Genomic DNA, 17,691 nt, shown 5'->3' with positions numbered 1-17,691 from the left:
CGGGCAATGCACGAGCAACGTTGTGAACTGTGCGTAGCCTCTACACCACGCAGAGTAGGATCCCTGTCCGGGTCACGGAAGCAAGGCCAACAGGCTATGGTCCTGTGGTGCTGGTCTCGGGAGCGTGCGACACGCCGATAGACATCATCGGTGAGGTGCACGAAGGCCGCACACACGGGGACTGGCGACCGATCCACACGGTATTTCCCGTCGGAGAGCGTCGCCGGACCGCCCTTGAGGCCTGGCACGACGGCTCTCGTACACAGGATGTGGACAACTGTGTGGACCGAGAGGACCCGTTCGTGACGCAAGAGGCAGGTGTTCAGCGGTGACGACGTCCCCGGAAGACTTCCCGGTGATCTGGCTCCGTGCGCTCGAGGCCCTCGACGCCGCCGGGGTGACGCCGCAGCAGCGGGCGTTCGTCCGCCTCACCCGCCCGGTCGGCCTCCTCGACGGCACGGCGCTCCTGGCCGCCCCGAACGAGCTGACCAAGGGCCTGCTCGAGCAGCGCATGCGCGAGACGATCACCGACGCGCTCTCCGCCGAGCTCGGCCGGCCCGTCCGGCTCGCGGTCACCGTCGACCCGAGCCTGGCCGCAGGCCCCGCGGAGACCTCGAACCCGGCGACGAGCGGGCCGGACGGCGGCCCCTCGACCGGCGGTCTGGCCACCGCCCGCGGCACCGACGACCTCGACGACACCGGCCGGCTCGGCCCGAGCCGCAGCTACGGCATCGACGGCGTCATCGACGTCCGCTCCTACGAGGGCACGAACGGGACGAGCACGTCGAACGGCTATACGGCGCCGGCCGGGGTCGCCCCGGTCCACCGCGACGAGCCGACGTTCGCCTACCCCGAGCTCGCCCACCCCGAGCTGGAGCCGGGCGAGCTCGCCCGGCCCGGCACCGGTCGCTCCTCGAACCCGCGGCAGGCCTCCGAGCCGGCGCGGCTGAACCCGAAGTACACGTTCGAGAACTTCGTCCCCGGTGCGAGCAACCGCTTCGCGCACGCCGCGGCTGTCGCGGTCGCCGAGGCCCCGGCCAAGGCGTACAACCCGCTCTTCGTCTACGGCGAGTCAGGGCTGGGCAAGACCCACCTGCTCCACGCGATCGGCCACTACGCGCACAGCCTCTACCCGGGGGTCCGGGTGCGGTACGTGAACTCCGAGGAGTTCACCAACGACTTCATCAACAGCATCCGCGACGACAAGGCGAGCTCGTTCCAGCGCCGGTACCGCGACGTCGACGTGCTCCTCATCGACGACATCCAGTTCCTCCAGGGCAAGGTCCAGACCCAGGAGGAGTTCTTCCACACCTTCAACACGCTCCACAACGCGAACAAGCAGGTCGTCATCACGTCCGACCTGCCGCCCAAGCTGCTGTCCGGCTTCGAGGAGCGGATGCGCAGCCGGTTCGAGTGGGGTCTCATCACCGACGTCCAGCCGCCCGACCTCGAGACCCGGATCGCCATCCTCCGCAAGAAGGCCATCGGCGAGCGGCTCCAGGTGCGCGACGACGTCCTCGAGTACATCGGCTCGAAGATCTCCACGAACATCCGCGAGCTCGAGGGCGCGCTCATCCGCGTCACGGCGTTCGCCAGCCTCAACCGGCAGCAGGTCGACCTGTCGCTCGCCGAGATCGTCCTCAAGGACCTCATCCCGGCGGACGACACCCCGGAGATCACGGCCGCGACGATCATGGCCCAGACGTCGGCCTACTTCGGGCTGACGATGGAGGACCTCTGCGGGTCCTCCCGGTCCAGGGTCCTCGTCAACGCCCGTCAGATCGCCATGTACCTGTGCCGGGAGCTGACCGACCTGTCGCTGCCGAAGATCGGTCAGCAGTTCGGCGGCCGCGACCACACCACGGTGATCCACGCCGACCGCAAGATCCGGCACCTGATGGCCGAGCGGCGCTCGATCTACAACCAGGTCACCGAGCTCACGAACCGCATCAAGCAGACGTCGCGCGGCTGAGCCCTCGTCGCTCCCCGGTTCGTCCGCCCGCACCCGCCAGCACCCCGCCAGCACCCGCCGGCGCCCTCTCCCGGGCCGCCGGGACGGTGCTGCGCGCTGCACGGGCCGTCCCACGTGTGCACCGACCGCCCCTCCTGAGCACTCCAGTCACGTCGTCCACAGGCTTTGTCCACAGGGCGTGTGGGTAACTCGACGTCATCCGGAGAGACGACGCGAGTCGGCGAAATCGGACGAAGTGCAGGCCAGGACGACGGACGGCGACTGTCCCCAGGGTTTGTCCACAGTCCACAGGGTGCACACGGCCCACGATGACAGTCACGAGTGCATACGGACATCTCGGATATTTGTGCACAAGAACATATCTCTGAGTGGTCTGCAAACCACTTTCAGTACACGTCGCACGTCAAGTGCCCGGTTTCGTACACAGCGTGGGGACAACTCTGTGGACACAGCGCGATGCCCACATCACCGACGGATAACTGCCGGACGGTAATCGTTGCAGCCGCACAACCCACAGGCCGGTGGACAACCTGTGGATATCGGTGGACATCCACGTCCCACCTGTGGACCGGCGCCATGGTCAAAGTGCATGACAAGAACCGGGGTCTGTGAACGGGCCGGCGTCGTCCACGGGACGTCCCCCGTTCGACCCCTCGTCGTCCTCAGTCCGTCGACAGGCCACTCACGACGCGACCTGCGCGAACGACCGTTCTCCACAGGATCCACAGGCGCTATGACAAACCCTGAAGAGTCAATTCCTCTCTCGACATCCACCCACAGTTCCCCGATCCCTCCCGAGCAGGCCCGGACCGGGCCCGGAGCGAACCCTCGTTCACCTCCCGGTCACGACCCCCGGGCACCCCGCGGACCAGGTCCGTCGTCCGGTTCACGCCCACCCCCGGACTCGCGTACTGTCGTGCCCTGCATCCGCGTCGATGCACACCGTTCGACCCCGACCGCCGACTGCCGGTGCCCCCAGGTGCCGGCGAGGTCGCACCCGGACCACCCCGGTCCTTCCCCGCGGTCCGTCATCGGGAACCACGAGGCCCCACCGCACGTGGGACCTCCGTCGGCACAGACGCGGCGGCAGCAGTGACCGGGTACGGACGAGAGGCGGGTTCGGCGTGAAGTTCCGGGTGGAACGAGACGTCCTGGCGGACGCGGTGACCTGGGCGGCGCGTGCGCTGCCGAGCCGGCCGCCGGTCCCCGTGCTCGCCGGCCTGCTCCTCGAGGCCGACCCCGAGGGCGTGCTGCGGCTCTCGAGCTTCGACTACGAGGTCTCCGCCCGGGTCGAGGTCCCGGCCGAGGTCTCCGACGGCGGCACCGTGCTCGTGAGCGGCAAGCTCCTCGCCGACATCTCCCGCTCGCTGCCCGGCAAGCCGGTCGACGTCTCGACCGACGGCTCCCGGGTCTCGCTCACGTGCGGCGCGAGCCGGTTCACGCTCCTGACGATGCCGGTGGACGAGTACCCGACGCTGCCGGCGATGCCCGAGGGCACCGGCGCCATCGCGGGGGACGTCTTCACCCACGCCGTCGCCCAGGTGACGATCGCCGCGAGCCGCGACGAGACGCTCCCGATCCTCACCGGCGTCCGGATGGAGATCGAGGGCGACGTCGTCACGCTGCTCGCGACCGACCGGTACCGGCTCGCGATGCGCACGCTGCCGTGGCGGCCGTCCACCCCGGGCGTCAGCACCGTCGCGCTGGTCCGGGCCCGCACCCTCTCCGAGGTCTCCAAGGCGCTCGGCGCCGCGGGCGACGTCAACCTCGCGCTCTCGACCGGCGGCAGCACCGAGCTCATCGGTTTCGAGGCCGCGGGCCGGCGGACGACGTCGCTGCTCGTGGACGGCGAGTACCCGAAGGTCCGTTCGCTGTTCCCCGCCGAGTCCCCGACGCACGCGGTCGTCGACACCCACGCGCTCATCGAGGCCGTCCGCCGCGTCGCGCTCGTCGCCGAGCGGAACACCCCGGTCCGGCTCGGCTTCACCGACGGCGTCGTGACGCTCGAGGCCGGCCAGGGCGAGGACGCGCAGGCCTCCGAGGCCGTCGAGTGCACGCTCACCGGCGAGGAGATCTCGATCGCCTTCAACCCGCAGTTCCTGCTCGACGGGCTCGGCGCGCTCACCACGCCGTTCGCCCGGCTGTCGTTCACCCAGGCGCAGAAGCCGGCCGTCATCTCCGGCCAGGCCGAGGCCGAGGGCGACGACGACGAGACCTACCGGTACCTGATCATGCCGGTCCGCCTCGCCGGCTGACCGGCCGAGTCACCGCACGAGCACCACCGCGAGCGAACGACCGTTCGCGGAACACCTGTTCCAGCTCTCCCCGCCACCGCCGCCGGGGGCGGCCCGCCGGACGACGCACTCCCCGCTCGGGCGTGCCGACCTGCCGGGCACGGGCCGCAGTGGCAAGGTGGTCGCGCCCAACGATCACCTCCACCACCCCCACCAGTGGCATCTCGGGACCTCGGGAGACAGCGTGCACATCGGACTCGTCGGCCTCGGCAAGATGGGCGGCAACATGCGCAGCCGCCTGCGCAACGGCGGCATCGAGGTCACCGGCTACGACCGCAACCCCGACGTCAGCGACGCGGAGTCGCTCGCGGCGATGGTGGCGACCCTGCCGGCGCCGCGGATCGTCTGGATCATGGTCCCGTCGGGTGACCCGACGACGGCGACCGTCAAGGCCCTGTCCGAGGTGCTCTCCGAGGGCGACATGGTCATCGAGGGCGGCAACTCCCGCTTCACCGACGACACCGTGAACGCCACGCTGCTCGCCGAGAAGGGCGTCAAGTACCTCGACTGCGGCGTGAGCGGCGGGGTCTGGGGCCTCGAGAACGGCTACGGCCTCATGGTCGGCGGCGACGCCGCGGACGTCGAGCGCGCGATGCCGGTCTTCGACGCGCTGCGCCCGGAGGGCCCCCGCGAGGAGGGCTTCGTCCACGCCGGCCCGGTCGGCGCGGGCCACTACGCGAAGATGGTCCACAACGGCATCGAGTACGGCCTCATGCAGGCGTACGCCGAGGGCTACGAGCTGCTCGCGGCGAAGGACATCGTCACCGACGTCCACGGGTGCTTCAAGGCGTGGACCCGGGGCACCGTCGTCCGCTCCTGGCTCCTCGACCTGCTCGTCAAGGCCCTCGAGGACGACCCCGACCTGGCCCAGATCCGCGGCTACGTCAACGACTCGGGCGAGGGCCGCTGGACCGTCGAGGAGGCGATCGCCAACTCGGTCCCGATGCCGGTCATCACCGCGGCGCTGTTCGCCCGGTTCTCCTCGCGCCAGGACGACTCCCCCGCGATGAAGGCCGTCGCCGCCCTGCGCAACCAGTTCGGCGGCCACGCGGTCACCTCCGCCGGCCCGACCTCGGGCGCGGGTTCGACCTCCTGACGCTCCCCGCCGTCCTCTGGTGGGTCACGCACCCCAAAAGCGTGTTTCGACGTCGAGAACCCGCCAGAGGACGAGCCCGCGGAAGGCGTGCGTGACAGGATGCGAGGACCATCCCGCCTGCGCCCGGACGGCATCCTGACGTGCACCTGACCCACCTGTCCCTCGGGGACTTCCGCTCCTACGCGACCGCCGAGCTCCCGCTCGAGCGGGGCGTGACGGCACTCGTGGGTCCGAACGGCCAGGGCAAGACGAACCTCGTCGAGGCGGTCGGCTACGTCGCGACGCTCGGCAGCCACCGGGTGACGAACGACGCCCCGCTCGTGCGCCTCGGCGCCCAGCGGGCCGTCGTCCGGGCCGCGGTCGAGCGCGGCGGCCGGTCGAACCTCGTCGAGATCGAGATCGTCCCGGGGGCGGCGAACCGGGCCCGGATCAACCGCTCCCCCGTGCCGCGGGCGCGCGAGGTGCTCGGCCTGCTGCGGACGGTGCTCTTCGCCCCCGAGGACCTCGCCCTCGTCAAGGGCGACCCCGACACCCGTAGGCGCTTCCTCGACGACCTGCTCGTCGCGCGCGCCCCGCGGTACGCCGGCGTCCGCTCCGACTTCGACCGGGTGCTCCGGCAGCGCAACGCCCTGCTCAAGTCGGCCGGCCGCACGATCAAGGCCGGCCACGGCGACGTCCGCACCCTCGACGTCTGGGACACCCACCTCGCCACCGTCGGGGCCGACATCCTCGCCGGCCGGCTCAAGCTCGTGCACTCGATCGCCCCGTTCATGGCGACCGCGTACGAGCAGGTCTCGGCGGGGCAGGGGGCGGCGGGTCTGGCGTACAAGTCGTCGCTCGGCGACGACATCGTCCCCGAGGACGCCCCCGGCCGCGAGCTCCTCCAGGCCCGGCTGCTCGAGGCACTGGCCAAGGTGCGCAACCAGGAGCTGGAGCGCGGGGTGAGCCTCGTCGGCCCGCACCGCGACGACCTCGTCATCTCGCTCGGGCCGTTCCCGGCGAAGGGGTTCGCCTCGCACGGCGAGTCGTGGTCGCTGGCGCTCGCGCTGCGGCTGGCGTCGTACGAGCTGCTCCGCGCCGACATCGGGTCGGACGGCGACGGCGAGCCGGTGCTCATCCTCGACGACGTGTTCGCCGAGCTCGACGTGGGCCGCCGCGACCGGCTCGCCGAGCTCGTCGCGGGCGCCGAGCAGGTGCTCGTCACCGCGGCCGTGCCGCAGGACGTCCCCGAGGCGCTCGAGGGGGCGCGGGTCGACGTCATGGCGGGCGAGGTGCGCCGTGTCCGCTGACGGCCGCCGCCCCGACGAGCAGGACGACGGGACGCCGTCGGGCCGGCTGCCGCTCGAGCCGTCGGCGCGCGAGCAGGCCGCGGACGACGCACCGGACGACGTCCGCCTGCCCGCACCCGCAGGCACCGGGACCGCCGGTGGCACCGACGACGCGGACGACGACTCCGGTCCGGACGCCGTGAAGGCCGCCCTCAACCGGGCCCGCGCCGGAGCGGATCCCGGGGTCGAGGGCGCGCCGGCNCGCGTGGCCTGCGCCCCGGCAGCCCGGCCCCGCCGTCCGCCCGGTCCGCCGTCGACGCCCGCCGCCGGCGCGCCCTCGACCCCGGGATCCGCTCCGGCGCGGGCCCGGACGCCCGCGACCCCCAGCTCGTCGGCTCGAACATCGACCGGCTCGTGGCCGAGCGCGGCTGGCACACCCCCGTCGCCGTCGGCGGCGTGCTCGGCCGCTGGCCCGCGGTCGTCGGCGCGGATGTCGCCGAGCACTGCGCGCCGGAGTCGTTCGAGGAGGGCGTGCTCGTCGTCCGGGCCGACTCGACCGCCTGGGCGACCCAGGTCCGGCTGCTCGTCCCGGCGCTCATGCGCCGCCTCGCCGAGGAGGTCGGCGAGAGCACGGTGACGAAGGTCGTCGTCCACGGCCCGACCGCCCCCTCGTGGAAGCGCGGCCCGCGGGTCGCCCCGGGCAGCCAGGGCCCCCGCGACACCTACGGCTGATCGCCGTCCGCGGACCCGGAGGGTGGTTCCGGCGACCATTCCGGGGCATAGCCGATGATCTTGGTCGAAGCGTCGGGGGTGGACCGCCGGAGCGACCCTGAGAGCCGCTGAGCCCCCCAGGTGCGTATCGGGAGTCAGGTCACCCCGGGCTGCGCCGCCAGACACGCCCTCGGAGGCCGCGGAACGGCGGGTGCGCGGCCCTCGAAGGGGTAGAATGGAGCCGGTAGCGGCGGCCGTGCGTCCTCCGGGATGTGGGCCGCCGGTCCGTGCACGGGGGGAGCCGGTCTCAGCGCCGGTTTCTCGCCGTCCGGGTACAGGTCGTGGGCGCCACCGGGCGCCCGCACCGCAGCACTCCGGCCGCGAGGCCGACGCAGTCGAGGGAGCCGAGCCACTCGTGACAGACCAGTTGACGCCGCCCGCCGAGCAGACGGTCGAGCCGGAGTACGACGCCAGCGCCATCCAGGTCCTCGAGGGTCTCGAGGCCGTGCGCAAGCGGCCCGGCATGTACATCGGCTCCACGGGCGAGCGCGGCCTCCACCACCTCGTCTACGAGATCGTCGACAACGCGGTCGACGAGGCGCTCGCCGGCTACTGCAGCGCCATCGAGATCACGCTGCTCGCCAACGGCGGCGTCCGGGTCATCGACGACGGCCGCGGCATCCCGACCGACATCCACCCGACCGAGGGCGTCAGCGCGGTCGAGCTCGTCCTCACCCAGCTCCACGCCGGCGGCAAGTTCGGCGGCGGTGGCTACAAGGTCTCCGGCGGCCTGCACGGCGTCGGCTCCTCGGTCGTCAACGCGCTCTCGCACCGGCTCGTCGTCGAGGTGCGCCAGAAGGGCCACATCTTCGGCATGGAGTTCGCGAGCGGCGTGCCGAAGTCGCCGCTGTCGGTCCTCGGGGACAGCGAGGAGACCGGCACGACGATCACCTTCTGGCCGAACGACGAGATCTTCGAGACGGTCGTCTTCGACTTCGAGACGCTGCGCTCGCGGTTCCAGCAGATGGCCTTCCTCAACAAGGGCCTGGCGATCACGCTCGTCGACGAGCGCCCGGACCACTTCGATGACGAGGGCACCGCGCCGTCGGTGACCTTCAAGTACGACAACGGCCTCATGGACTACGTCCGGCACCTCAACAGCAGCAAGAAGACGGACGTCGTCAACGCCGAGATCATCGACTTCGAGGCCGAGGACCCGGAGCGCACGCTCTCGGTCGAGATCGCCATGCAGTGGACGACGGGCTACAGCGAGAGCGTCCACACGTACGCGAACGCGATCAACACCCACGAGGGCGGCACCCACGAAGAGGGCTTCCGCGCCGCGCTGACGACGCTCGTCAACGAGTACGCGCGCACGAAGAACATCCTCAAGGAGAAGGACGACAACCTCTCCGGCGAGGACATCCGCGAGGGCCTCACCGCGGTCATCTCCATCAAGCTCGGCGAGCCGCAGTTCGAGGGCCAGACGAAGACGAAGCTCGGCAACACCGAGGCGAAGGCGTTCGTGCAGCGCGTCGTCCGCGCCGAGCTCGGGGACTGGCTGGATCGCAACCCCCGCGAGGCCAAGGACATCATCTCCAAGTCGCTCCAGGCCGCCGCGGCCCGGCTCGCCGCCCGCAAGGCGCGTGAGGCCACCCGGCGCAAGGGCCTGCTCGGCGGCGGCGGGCTGCCCGGCAAGCTGTCGGACTGCCAGTCGACGAACCCGGAGGAGTGCGAGATCTTCATCGTCGAGGGTGACTCGGCGGGCGGCTCGGCGAAGTCCGGCCGCGACCCGCGCACCCAGGCGATCCTCCCGATCCGCGGCAAGATCCTCAACGTCGAGAAGGCGCGCATCGACAAGGTGCTCGCCAACCAGGAGGTCCAGGCGCTCATCAGCGCCTTCGGCTGCGGGGTCGGCGAGGACTTCAACCTCGAGAAGCTGCGCTATCACAAGATCGTCCTCATGGCCGACGCCGACGTCGACGGCCAGCACATCCGGACGCTCCTGCTGACGCTGCTCTTCCGCTTCATGCGCCCGCTCGTCGACCACGGGTACGTGTACCTCGCGCAGCCGCCGCTCTACAAGCTCAAGTGGAGCAAGGCGACGCCGGACTACGCGTACTCCGACCGCGAGCGTGACGCCCTCGTCTCCGCGGGCATCGCCGCCGGCAAGAAGCTGCCGAAGGAGGACGGGATCCAGCGCTACAAGGGTCTCGGCGAGATGAACCCGGACGAGCTCACCGACACGACGATGGACCCGAACCAGCGGGTGCTGCTCCAGGTCACGCTCGAGGACGCCGCGGCCGCCGACGAGATGTTCTCGGTGCTCATGGGCGAGGACGTCGAGAGCCGGCGGTCGTTCATCCAGCGCAACGCCAAGGACGTCAGGTTCCTCGACATCTGAGTCCGGGACCTGGGTCCACACCCTGTGGACCCGTTGGTGGACAACGGGTTCCGCATCAGTACCACGATCCACAGCACGACCCACAACGTGTGTAGAAGTACACCGACGCCGCACGAAGGACGACAGTGACGCAGCCACCGGACGAGCCGAACCTCCCCGACGAGCCCCTGGGCGAGATCGTGCACGGGCGCATCCAGCCGATCGACCTCCAGCTGGAGATGCAGCGCTCGTACCTCGACTACGCGATGAGCGTCATCGTGTCGCGCGCGCTGCCGGACGTCCGGGACGGCCTCAAACCCGTTCACCGCCGGGTGCTCTACGCGATGTACGACGGCGGCTACCGGCCGGACCGCAGCTACTCCAAGTGCGCCCGCGTCGTCGGCGACGTCATGGGCAACTACCACCCGCACGGCGACTCGGCGATCTACGACACCCTCGTCCGGCTCGCCCAGCCGTGGGCGCTGCGCTACCCGCTCGTCGACGGCCAGGGCAACTTCGGCTCCCCGGGCAACGACCCGGCCGCCGCCATGCGGTACACCGAGTGCCGGATGATGCCGCTGGCCATGGAGATGGTCCGCGACATCGACAAGAACACCGTCGACTTCGCGCCGAACTACGACGGCAAGACCCAGGAGCCGACGGTCCTGCCGGCCCGGTTCCCGAACCTGCTCGTCAACGGCTCGGCCGGCATCGCGGTCGGGATGGCGACGAACATCCCGCCGCACAACCTGCGCGAGGTCGGCGAGGCCGTCCAGTGGTTCCTGCAGAACCCGGAGGCGGACGACGAGGAGCTCCTCGGCCAGCTCCTGCTCAAGGTCAAGGGCCCGGACTTCCCGACCCGTGGCTTCATCATGGGCACCCGCGGCATCGAGGACGCCTACCGCACGGGCCGCGGCCAGATCACGATGCGGGCCAAGGTCGAGGTCGAGGAGATCCACAACCGGACCTGCCTCGTCGTCACCGAGCTGCCGTACCAGGTCAACCCCGACAACCTGAAGATGAAGATCGCCGAGCTCGTCGACTCGGGCCGGATCGCGGGCATCGCCGACCTCAAGGACGACACCTCCGGCAAGACCGGCCTGCGGATCGTCCTCGTCCTCAAGCGGGACGCGATCGCGAAGGTCGTCCTCAACAACCTCTACAAGCACACGTCGCTGCAGGACACGTTCGGCGCGAACATGCTCGCGATCGTCGACGGCGTCCCGCGCACGCTGAGCCTCGACAAGTTCGTCCGCTACTGGGTCGAGCACCAGATCGAGGTCATCGTCCGGCGCACCCAGTTCCTCCTCGACAAGGCCGAGGCGGACGCCCACATCTACCGAGGCTTCGCCAAGGCGCTCGACGCGCTCGACGAGGTCATCGCGCTCATCCGCCGGTCGGCGTCCGCCGACGAGGCGAAGAACGGCCTCATGGCGCTGCTCGACATCGACGAGGACCAGTCGCTCGCGATCCTCGGCCTCCAGCTGCGCCGGCTCGCCGCCCTCGAGCGGCAGTCGATCCTCGACACGTTGGCCGAGCTCGAGCTGAAGATCGCCGACTACAAGGACATCCTCGCCTCTCCGGCGCGGCAGCGGCAGATCATCTCCGACGAGCTCGCCGAGATCATCGAGAAGTACGGCGACGTCCGGCGCACGACGATCCTGCCGTTCGACGGCGACATGGACGTCGAGGACCTCATCCCCGAGGAGGAGGTCGTCGTCACGATCACCCGCGGCGGCTACGCCAAGCGGACGCGGTCGGACAACTACCGGGCCCAGCGCCGTGGCGGCAAGGGCGTCAAGGGTGCCCAGCTGCGCGGCGACGACGTGGTCGAGCACTTCTTCGTCACGACGACGCACCACTGGCTGCTCTTCTTCACCAACCTCGGCCGGGTCTACCGGGCCAAGGGCTACGAGCTGCCCGAGGCCGGCCGGGACGCGAAGGGCCAGCACGTCGCGAACCTGCTCGCCTTCCAGCCCGGCGAGCAGATCGCCCAGGTGCTCGACATCCCCGACTACGAGCACGCGCCGTTCCTCGTGCTCGCGACCCGCGACGGCAAGGTGAAGAAGACCCGGCTGTCCGAGTACGACTCGAACCGCTCCGGCGGCGTCATCGCGATCAACCTCATGGACGACGACGAGCTCGTCTCGGCCCGCCTGCTCGACGCGGACGCCGACATCGTCCTCGTCTCCCGCAAGGGCATGAGCGTCCGGTTCACCGCGGACGACGAGGCGCTGCGCCCGATGGGCCGGGCGACGTCCGGCGTCACCGGCATGAAGTTCCGCGCGGGCGACCGGCTGCTGTCCATGGACGTCGTCAACGACGACGACGCATTCGTCTTCGTCGTCACCGAGGGCGGCTGGGCGAAGCGGACGGCGCTCGGCGAGTACCGGGTGCAGGGCCGAGGCGGCCTCGGCATCAAGGTCGCCAAGCTCAACGACGACCGCGGCGACCTCGTCGCCGGCATGGTCGTCGGCGAGGACGACGAGGTGCTCGTCGTCATGGAGCACGGCAAGGTCGTCCGCTCGCCCGTCACCGGCGTCCCGGCGAAGGGCCGGGACACGATGGGTGTCGTCTTCGCGAAGCCGGACAACGGCGACCGGATCATCGCCGTCGCCCGCAACTCCGAGCGCGCGCTCGGCGGGGACGACGAGGACCTCGACGGGGAGGGTGCGGACGGCGAGGTCGTCGCCGACGCGGTGACCGAGCCGGTCACGCCGTCCGGCGCTGCCGACGGCGAGGCGCCCGACGAGGACGCCGCCACGGACGAGGACACGGACGGCGACACGGACGGCGACACCCCGGACGACGACGAGGCCTGAGCACGGCGCCCGGTCCGGCGGCCCGCACCCGCGGGTCGCCGGCCGGGTGACGGGCGCAACCTCTGCGGCCAGGCAGGCGTCTGACGGGTAGCATCGTGGCGATTACTGGGCGGTGGGGCATGAGCACCGCTGGTTCTCGAACGACGTACGGGACGTCGCCCATGGCGTACCGTCGAGGTGAGAGCAGTTCCAGCGGAGGTGAGGCGTGAGCCCGTCCGAACAGGTCTACCAGCCAGCGGGTGCGCCTCGTGTGGGGGGCGCTCCGACGTCCGCGGGGCGCCAGGAGCGCACCGCCGGGCCGGCGCCCGCCGCGGCGATGCCGCAGGCCAGGCCCGACATGATGTCGTCCGCAGCGCGTCCCGCGCCGCCGACGGGTGCCGTGCCCGTGGCCGGCCCGCGCACCGTGCGGCTGACCCTGGCCCGCGTCGACCCGTGGTCGGTGCTCAAGCTGTCGTTCCTGCTGTCCGTGGCCCTCGGTATCGGCCTGGTCACCGGCGCGATCGTCCTGTGGTCGGTCATCGACTCGATGGGCGTGCTCGACTCGGTGAACAAGGTGCTCCGCGACATCGACGGCAGCAACTCCACGTTCAGCCTCTACGACTACGTCGGGCTGGGCCGGGTCATCTCGCTGTCGACCTTCATCGGGGTCATCAACGTCGTCATCATCATGGCGCTGTCGACCCTCGGCGCGTTCCTCTACAACATCGCGTCCAGCCTCGTCGGCGGCCTGCACGTCACGCTCTCCGACGACTGACAGCCCCCTCTCCACGGCTCCGCCGGACGGTGAACCCGTCGGGGCGAACCGGTTTGGGACCTCACCCCGACCTGGGGTAGTCTCCTACGGCGCAGCCGCTGCGGCGGCAGTGCATCGGGCCTATAGCTCAGTCGGTTAGAGCGCTTCCCTGATAAGGAAGAGGCCAGAGGTTCAAGTCCTCTTAGGCCCACCACGAAGCACCAGGTCACAGGCACGAGGGTCATCGGTTCCGCCCCTCGGCCTGTGACTGAGTGACTACCTGAGTGACTGTCCCGGCCCTCTGGCCGAAGAGACCGTCCATCGCCACCGCACCGGACTGCATGATCGGACGCAGCTGCTTGCGGTAGACCGTCTCGGTCACGACCGTCGTCTTGTGGCCGATGAGCCGGGAGATCTCCTCCAGCGGGACACCCGAGTCCGACAGCAGCGAGACGAAGCTGTGACGCAGCTCACGTGGCGTCCAGTCTGAGGCGTTCACCCCGTCTGCGGCCTCGATCGCGGACCGGAACGACCGTCGCACGTTGCCGGCGGCGAGCGGCTTGCCCTCGACTGTGCAGAACACGAGGTCAGACCGGACGTCGACGAGCCCGCGAGCCTGGCGGCGCAGCACCTGCCCACGGCGGTGGTCCGAGAGCGCCTCGACGCAGCGCTGAGGCAAGGCGAGGGTGCGCCGTGAGGTCTGGGTCTTCGTGTCGCCGTGGGCACGGACCGAGCGCCAGACCTGGATGTTCGGAGGCACCGGCGGGTCGAGGTCAGGGCGGCCGAGCAGGTCGACGTTCGCCCAGGTCAGCGCCCGGAGCTCCTCGGTCCGCGCCCCTGTAAGCAGCGAGAGCACGACGTACGCGCGAACGGGTGACGCCTCGGCCGCCTCGAGGACGGCTTCCGCCTGGACAAAGGTGAGAGCCTTCGACGGGCGACCAGGCCGACCGTCCGGCACGGAGCAGAGCTGCACGACGTTGCGCTTGACCTTGTCCCGCGCCATGGCCCGCTTGATCGACCGGTTCAGCGCGGAGTGGAGCTTGGACAAGGTGCTCTTGCTCAGGAGCCGTGACCGGTCCGCGAGCCATCGGTCGACGTCGTCGGCGCTGAGGTCGCGCAGCTTGCGGGCCCCCAGGTACGGCAGCACGTGCTTCTCGCACAGCCACCGATTCGTCGTCAGCGTGCTGGCGTCCCGTGCGCCCAACCCGTGCGCGAGCCACTCCCGAACCGCGTCCCCGACGGTGTAGTCGGTGGGCGCGATGGCCAGGCCGTCCTCGTAGTCCCGCAAGATCGCCTTGAGCTTGGCCTTTGCCTCCGTCTTGGTCCGGCCGCTGCCGCGCTTGACGACACGCTTGCCGGCCGGGTCGAAGCCGAGACTGGCAGTGGCGATCCATCGCTGCCGACTCTCGTCCCAGTGCAGGCCGCCGTCACCGCGGCTTCGTCGAGTGGCCATCAGGCGACCTCTCGCTCGAGCAGGGCGAGGTACTCCCGGACGGCGGCCGCCGGGATGAGCCGTGTCCGGCCTTCCTTGACGGAGCGAAGGCGCCCCGTGCGGAGCAGGTCGAAGACAACGGTCCGGCTGATGCTGAGCAGCGCGGTCACATCCGCCACGCGGTACAAGACGGGTGCACCGAGCTGGCCTCCGCTGCCGAACAGGTCGACTGACGAAACGTCGTCACGAGCGGTCTGCATGGTGTCTCCTTCGGTCAGGCGGCGGGGTCGGATGCCGAGCTGTCGAGCGGTGCGCCGTCGTCGTGGTCGCGGGCGGCATGTGCGGCGCGGTAGGCGTTGCGTTGCCGAACGCGTTTCGCGACGGCGAGGTAGAGCCGGGTCTCAGCGGGGGCGACGTCGGGGTCGGTGGGTCGGGCGAGTTCCCATGCGATGTGTCGTCCGCCGGGGTGGGGGTCGCCGGCGAGGTGGGCGGTCAGTTCGTCGGTCTTGCCGAGGACCGCGAGGACGTGGGCTTTGCGGTCGTGGCGGTGGTCGGTGAGGTCCTTGCCGGTCCATTTCCTCGAGGTCAGCACCCGCCGCCCGCCGTACCCGAGATGGGACGGCCGGTGCGCCTTGCCCTTGCACGCCCCCGGGCGCAGTCCCGGCTTGGCACCCTTGGGCTGGATCCCGTACCGGAGCCAGTTCGCGCACCGCGGCGAGCACGGCTCATGACGCAGAGCAGCGACGAGACGGGTGCGGTGGTCGGCGCGGCGGGCGGCGGACGCGCGCTCCTCCGGGGTTCGAGCACGACGACGCACACGGGGCGCATCCGTGCCCGGGCCGTCGCTGGCTTCCGCCGAAGGCTGGACTCCGCCGTCGGTGAGGGTGTCGAGGCGCGCGCCGGTGGGGTCGGGGGTGTGCTCGTCGTCGTCGCCGAGGTCGTCGCCGAGGTCTTTGACGAGGTACTTCACCAGGTACCCCAGCAGACGGTCCGCTTCCGGGCTGCCGGCCAGGACGCCCTTGACGTCGACCTGGGTCCCGAACCGGACGCAGTGCAGCGGCTCGATCGCCTCCCCGGCCTCCCCCGCGGCGGCGTGCTCTGCGTCGAGGTCGTCCATCGCCTGCTCCCAGGTCGGCAGGACGGTCCCGGTGCCGGGGTCGGTGTACCCGCCGACGGTGGCGCCCTGGTCGTCGACGACGCCGGGGTCCCAGACCGGGACGGTGACACCGTCGTAGACCACCCGATCGGTCGAGGGCCACCACACGTTCGAGTAGGACGCCGCCACGACCTGCTTGACCACGGCCCGCGGGAGCGTGCCCCGGATGGCGAAGTGCGCGTGTGGGGCGAGGCGGCGTTGGGGTTCGACGGTGCCGAAGTACTGAAGCTGGTAGCCGGCGACGCGGCGCAGGTTCTGCGCGAGCCGGTCGATGCCCTTCCCGAAGTGCAACGCGTCCTTCGCGGCGCGGGCGTAGTCGTAGGTCGTGGGGTCGACGGGGGTGCCGTCGTCGCGGACGGGTCCGTAGGAGGGCAGGGTGACGGTGAGGAACATCGAGGGCCGGAACTCGATCCCACGCACGGGGTCGGCGTAGGTCCGGCCCAGGGTGCTGGCCGTGGCCGGGATTTTCGGGAGATCGGGGACGTCGTGCCGGCGTCGGGTGGACCGTGCCCGCCGCTTCACCGCATCCGGTTCGGGGCGGCCTTTCACGCCCTTGCCGGCGAGCTGCTCGTCCAGCTCGGCCAGCGCTTGCTCAACCGCGGCGAGGACGTCGGCCTTGCCCTGGTCGTCCGGGTCGAGGGCGGCGTCCTCGACGGCCTGCTCCCGGGCGTCCACGAGGTCCGCGCGTTCCTTGACGAGGTCGCGGTGACCAGCGTCGCCAGGGTCGGGTGTGAGGTCGGGTTCCTCGGTGAGGTGCCATCCCTCGCGGCACTGCTGGGCGCGTAGGGCTCGGGCGCGCTTGGCGCAGGGTGGGCACTGCTTGTCCCGGGTCGACCCGCACGGCGTCTCCACAACGGTCGTCTCACCGGTCGCGGTGTCGGTACGACGCAGCAGGACCGGGCGGACGCAGACCCCGAACTCGACCGCGACGTCCCGCAGCACCGTCTTCGCACGAGGCTGACGAGCCCGGTCCTCCCGCGAACCAGGCCGCACCCACTCCACACCAGGCACCCCCGCCGGGTGACTGTCAGGTGTCAAGACGCTGTTGACGCTCGACGGCCCGGGACGGTCCCGCCAGGACGCCAGCACCGACCGGGTCGTGTCCCCGCCACAGGCCCGCTCAGCCGTCGCGGTGTCGGCCGCCGTCATGCCGGTTCCCGGGTGAGTGCGGCGCGGGTGACGCGTGCGGTCGGGCGGCCGTGGTGCAGGCCGTCGTGGACGGTGGCGAGGTCGAGTGCTTCGGCCGGCGACGAGGCCTCCACAGAGACGGTCCGGCAGGTGTCGCAGAACCACGCCCACCCGGCCGGACCCGCTGCGACAGATAACGTTTGTGCGGGTGCAGTTGTTGCGTACGCGTCAACGCGGCGGGTCCGGAGCCAGGCCCAGACGTGCGCCCAGACGAACAGGCACGCCGCGACGGCACCGGCGCCGATGACGGTTCCTGCCGGGCCGGCGACCGCGTGCCCGACGACCGGACCACCCAGCACGACAGCGCCCATCGAGGCGGCGAAGGAACGGATCCCGGCCCAGTCCGGGCCCAGGTCGACGACCACCGCGGCATCCGGGTCAGTGTCGGGGTCGACGTCCGAACCGACGGCCAGCGGAACGACGCGGGACGCAGTGTGCGGCTCGACGGCCGCGAGGTTGGCGGTCATCGGGTCACCGCCTGGACGAGCAGGTCGATGCCGGCGGCCACGAACACGGTGCCGAGGACGACGAGCGGGGCCAGCAGGTAGCCGATCGGGCGGCGAAGGGACCGGTGCGAGATGAAGACGGCCATCGGGATCTCCTCCCGGGTCGGCGGGGACGACGGGGTCGTGGGGG

Annotated in this window: 12 protein-coding genes and 1 tRNA gene; 9 read left to right on the top strand and 4 right to left on the bottom strand. The window is 70.9% G+C overall.

Annotated features, from left to right (window positions below; all coding sequences use genetic code 11):
• The first annotated feature begins 328 nt into the window (after positions 1-328).
• The 9 genes from dnaA (at position 329) to EDJALFJO_RS17210 (ending at position 13,493) form a co-directional block, all read left to right on the top strand.
• Positions 329-1,972, top strand: a complete 1,644-nt coding sequence (gene dnaA / locus EDJALFJO_RS17250; protein ID WP_088287481.1) for a chromosomal replication initiator protein DnaA — start codon at positions 329-331, stop codon at positions 1,970-1,972.
• A gap of 1,124 nt (positions 1,973-3,096) precedes the next feature.
• Positions 3,097-4,227, top strand: a complete 1,131-nt coding sequence (gene dnaN / locus EDJALFJO_RS17245) for a DNA polymerase III subunit beta (protein ID WP_088287479.1) — start codon at positions 3,097-3,099, stop codon at positions 4,225-4,227.
• A 223-nt stretch (positions 4,228-4,450) separates the two neighbouring features.
• A complete protein-coding gene (gnd, locus tag EDJALFJO_RS17240) occupies positions 4,451-5,362 on the top strand; it encodes a phosphogluconate dehydrogenase (NAD(+)-dependent, decarboxylating) (protein ID WP_088287477.1) in 912 nt (303 codons plus the stop codon).
• Positions 5,363-5,502: 140 nt separating this feature from the next.
• The gene (recF, locus tag EDJALFJO_RS17235) at positions 5,503-6,651 is read left to right on the top strand and encodes a DNA replication/repair protein RecF (RefSeq protein ID WP_088287474.1); all 1,149 of its coding nucleotides are present in this window, start codon (positions 5,503-5,505) and stop codon (positions 6,649-6,651) included.
• Positions 6,652-7,044: 393 nt separating this feature from the next.
• Complete coding sequence (locus tag EDJALFJO_RS17230) at positions 7,045-7,362, top strand: DciA family protein (protein WP_233149919.1); 318 nt, start codon at positions 7,045-7,047, stop codon at positions 7,360-7,362.
• Positions 7,363-7,756: 394 nt separating this feature from the next.
• The gene (gene gyrB / locus EDJALFJO_RS17225) at positions 7,757-9,745 is read left to right on the top strand and encodes a DNA topoisomerase (ATP-hydrolyzing) subunit B (RefSeq protein ID WP_233149911.1); all 1,989 of its coding nucleotides are present in this window, start codon (positions 7,757-7,759) and stop codon (positions 9,743-9,745) included.
• A gap of 218 nt (positions 9,746-9,963) precedes the next feature.
• The gene (gene gyrA / locus EDJALFJO_RS17220; protein ID WP_088287534.1) at positions 9,964-12,546 is read left to right on the top strand and encodes a DNA gyrase subunit A; all 2,583 of its coding nucleotides are present in this window, start codon (positions 9,964-9,966) and stop codon (positions 12,544-12,546) included.
• Positions 12,547-12,796: 250 nt separating this feature from the next.
• Positions 12,797-13,300, top strand: coding sequence for a DUF3566 domain-containing protein (locus tag EDJALFJO_RS17215; RefSeq protein ID WP_233149909.1), 504 nt, complete (start codon positions 12,797-12,799; stop codon positions 13,298-13,300).
• Positions 13,301-13,416: 116 nt separating this feature from the next.
• A tRNA-Ile gene (locus EDJALFJO_RS17210) sits at positions 13,417-13,493 on the top strand.
• 27 nt (positions 13,494-13,520) lie between these two features.
• Here EDJALFJO_RS17210 and xerC read toward each other — a convergent pair.
• From xerC to EDJALFJO_RS17190, 4 genes are all read right to left on the bottom strand, one after another.
• Positions 13,521-14,732 (bottom strand): tyrosine recombinase XerC, encoded by a 1,212-nt coding sequence (gene xerC, locus EDJALFJO_RS17205; protein WP_088287468.1) that lies wholly within the window; start codon positions 14,730-14,732, stop codon positions 13,521-13,523.
• On the bottom strand, positions 14,732-14,971 hold the full coding sequence (locus EDJALFJO_RS17200; RefSeq protein ID WP_088287465.1) for a helix-turn-helix domain-containing protein: 240 nt from the start codon (positions 14,969-14,971) through the stop codon (positions 14,732-14,734). Before EDJALFJO_RS17200 ends, xerC begins: the two co-directional genes overlap by 1 nt.
• A 14-nt stretch (positions 14,972-14,985) precedes the next feature.
• Positions 14,986-16,809, bottom strand: coding sequence for a replication initiator (locus EDJALFJO_RS35040; RefSeq protein ID WP_088287463.1), 1,824 nt, complete (start codon positions 16,807-16,809; stop codon positions 14,986-14,988).
• A gap of 203 nt (positions 16,810-17,012) precedes the next feature.
• Positions 17,013-17,522 (bottom strand): hypothetical protein, encoded by a 510-nt coding sequence (locus tag EDJALFJO_RS17190; RefSeq protein ID WP_088287461.1) that lies wholly within the window; start codon positions 17,520-17,522, stop codon positions 17,013-17,015.
• Positions 17,523-17,691 lie beyond the last annotated feature (169 nt).

It is taken from the genome of Kineosporia sp. A_224 (assembly GCF_002198655.1).
Taxonomy (GTDB): Bacteria; Actinomycetota; Actinomycetes; order Actinomycetales; family Kineosporiaceae; genus R-H-3.
Note: the sequence above shows the minus strand (reverse complement) of the source record. Positions and strands in the feature narration are given on the sequence as shown.

Excerpts from the sequence above, each read along its gene's own strand:
- gyrA (WP_088287534.1), top strand. The coding sequence starts at position 9,964 with ATGCAGCGCTCGTACCTCGACTACGCGATGAGCGTCATCGTGTCGCGC.
- xerC (WP_088287468.1), bottom strand. The coding sequence starts at position 14,732 with ATGGCCACTCGACGAAGCCGCGGTGACGGCGGCCTGCACTGGGACGAG.
- EDJALFJO_RS17200 (WP_088287465.1), bottom strand. The coding sequence starts at position 14,971 with ATGCAGACCGCTCGTGACGACGTTTCGTCAGTCGACCTGTTCGGCAGC.
- EDJALFJO_RS17190 (WP_088287461.1), bottom strand. The coding sequence starts at position 17,522 with ATGACCGCCAACCTCGCGGCCGTCGAGCCGCACACTGCGTCCCGCGTC.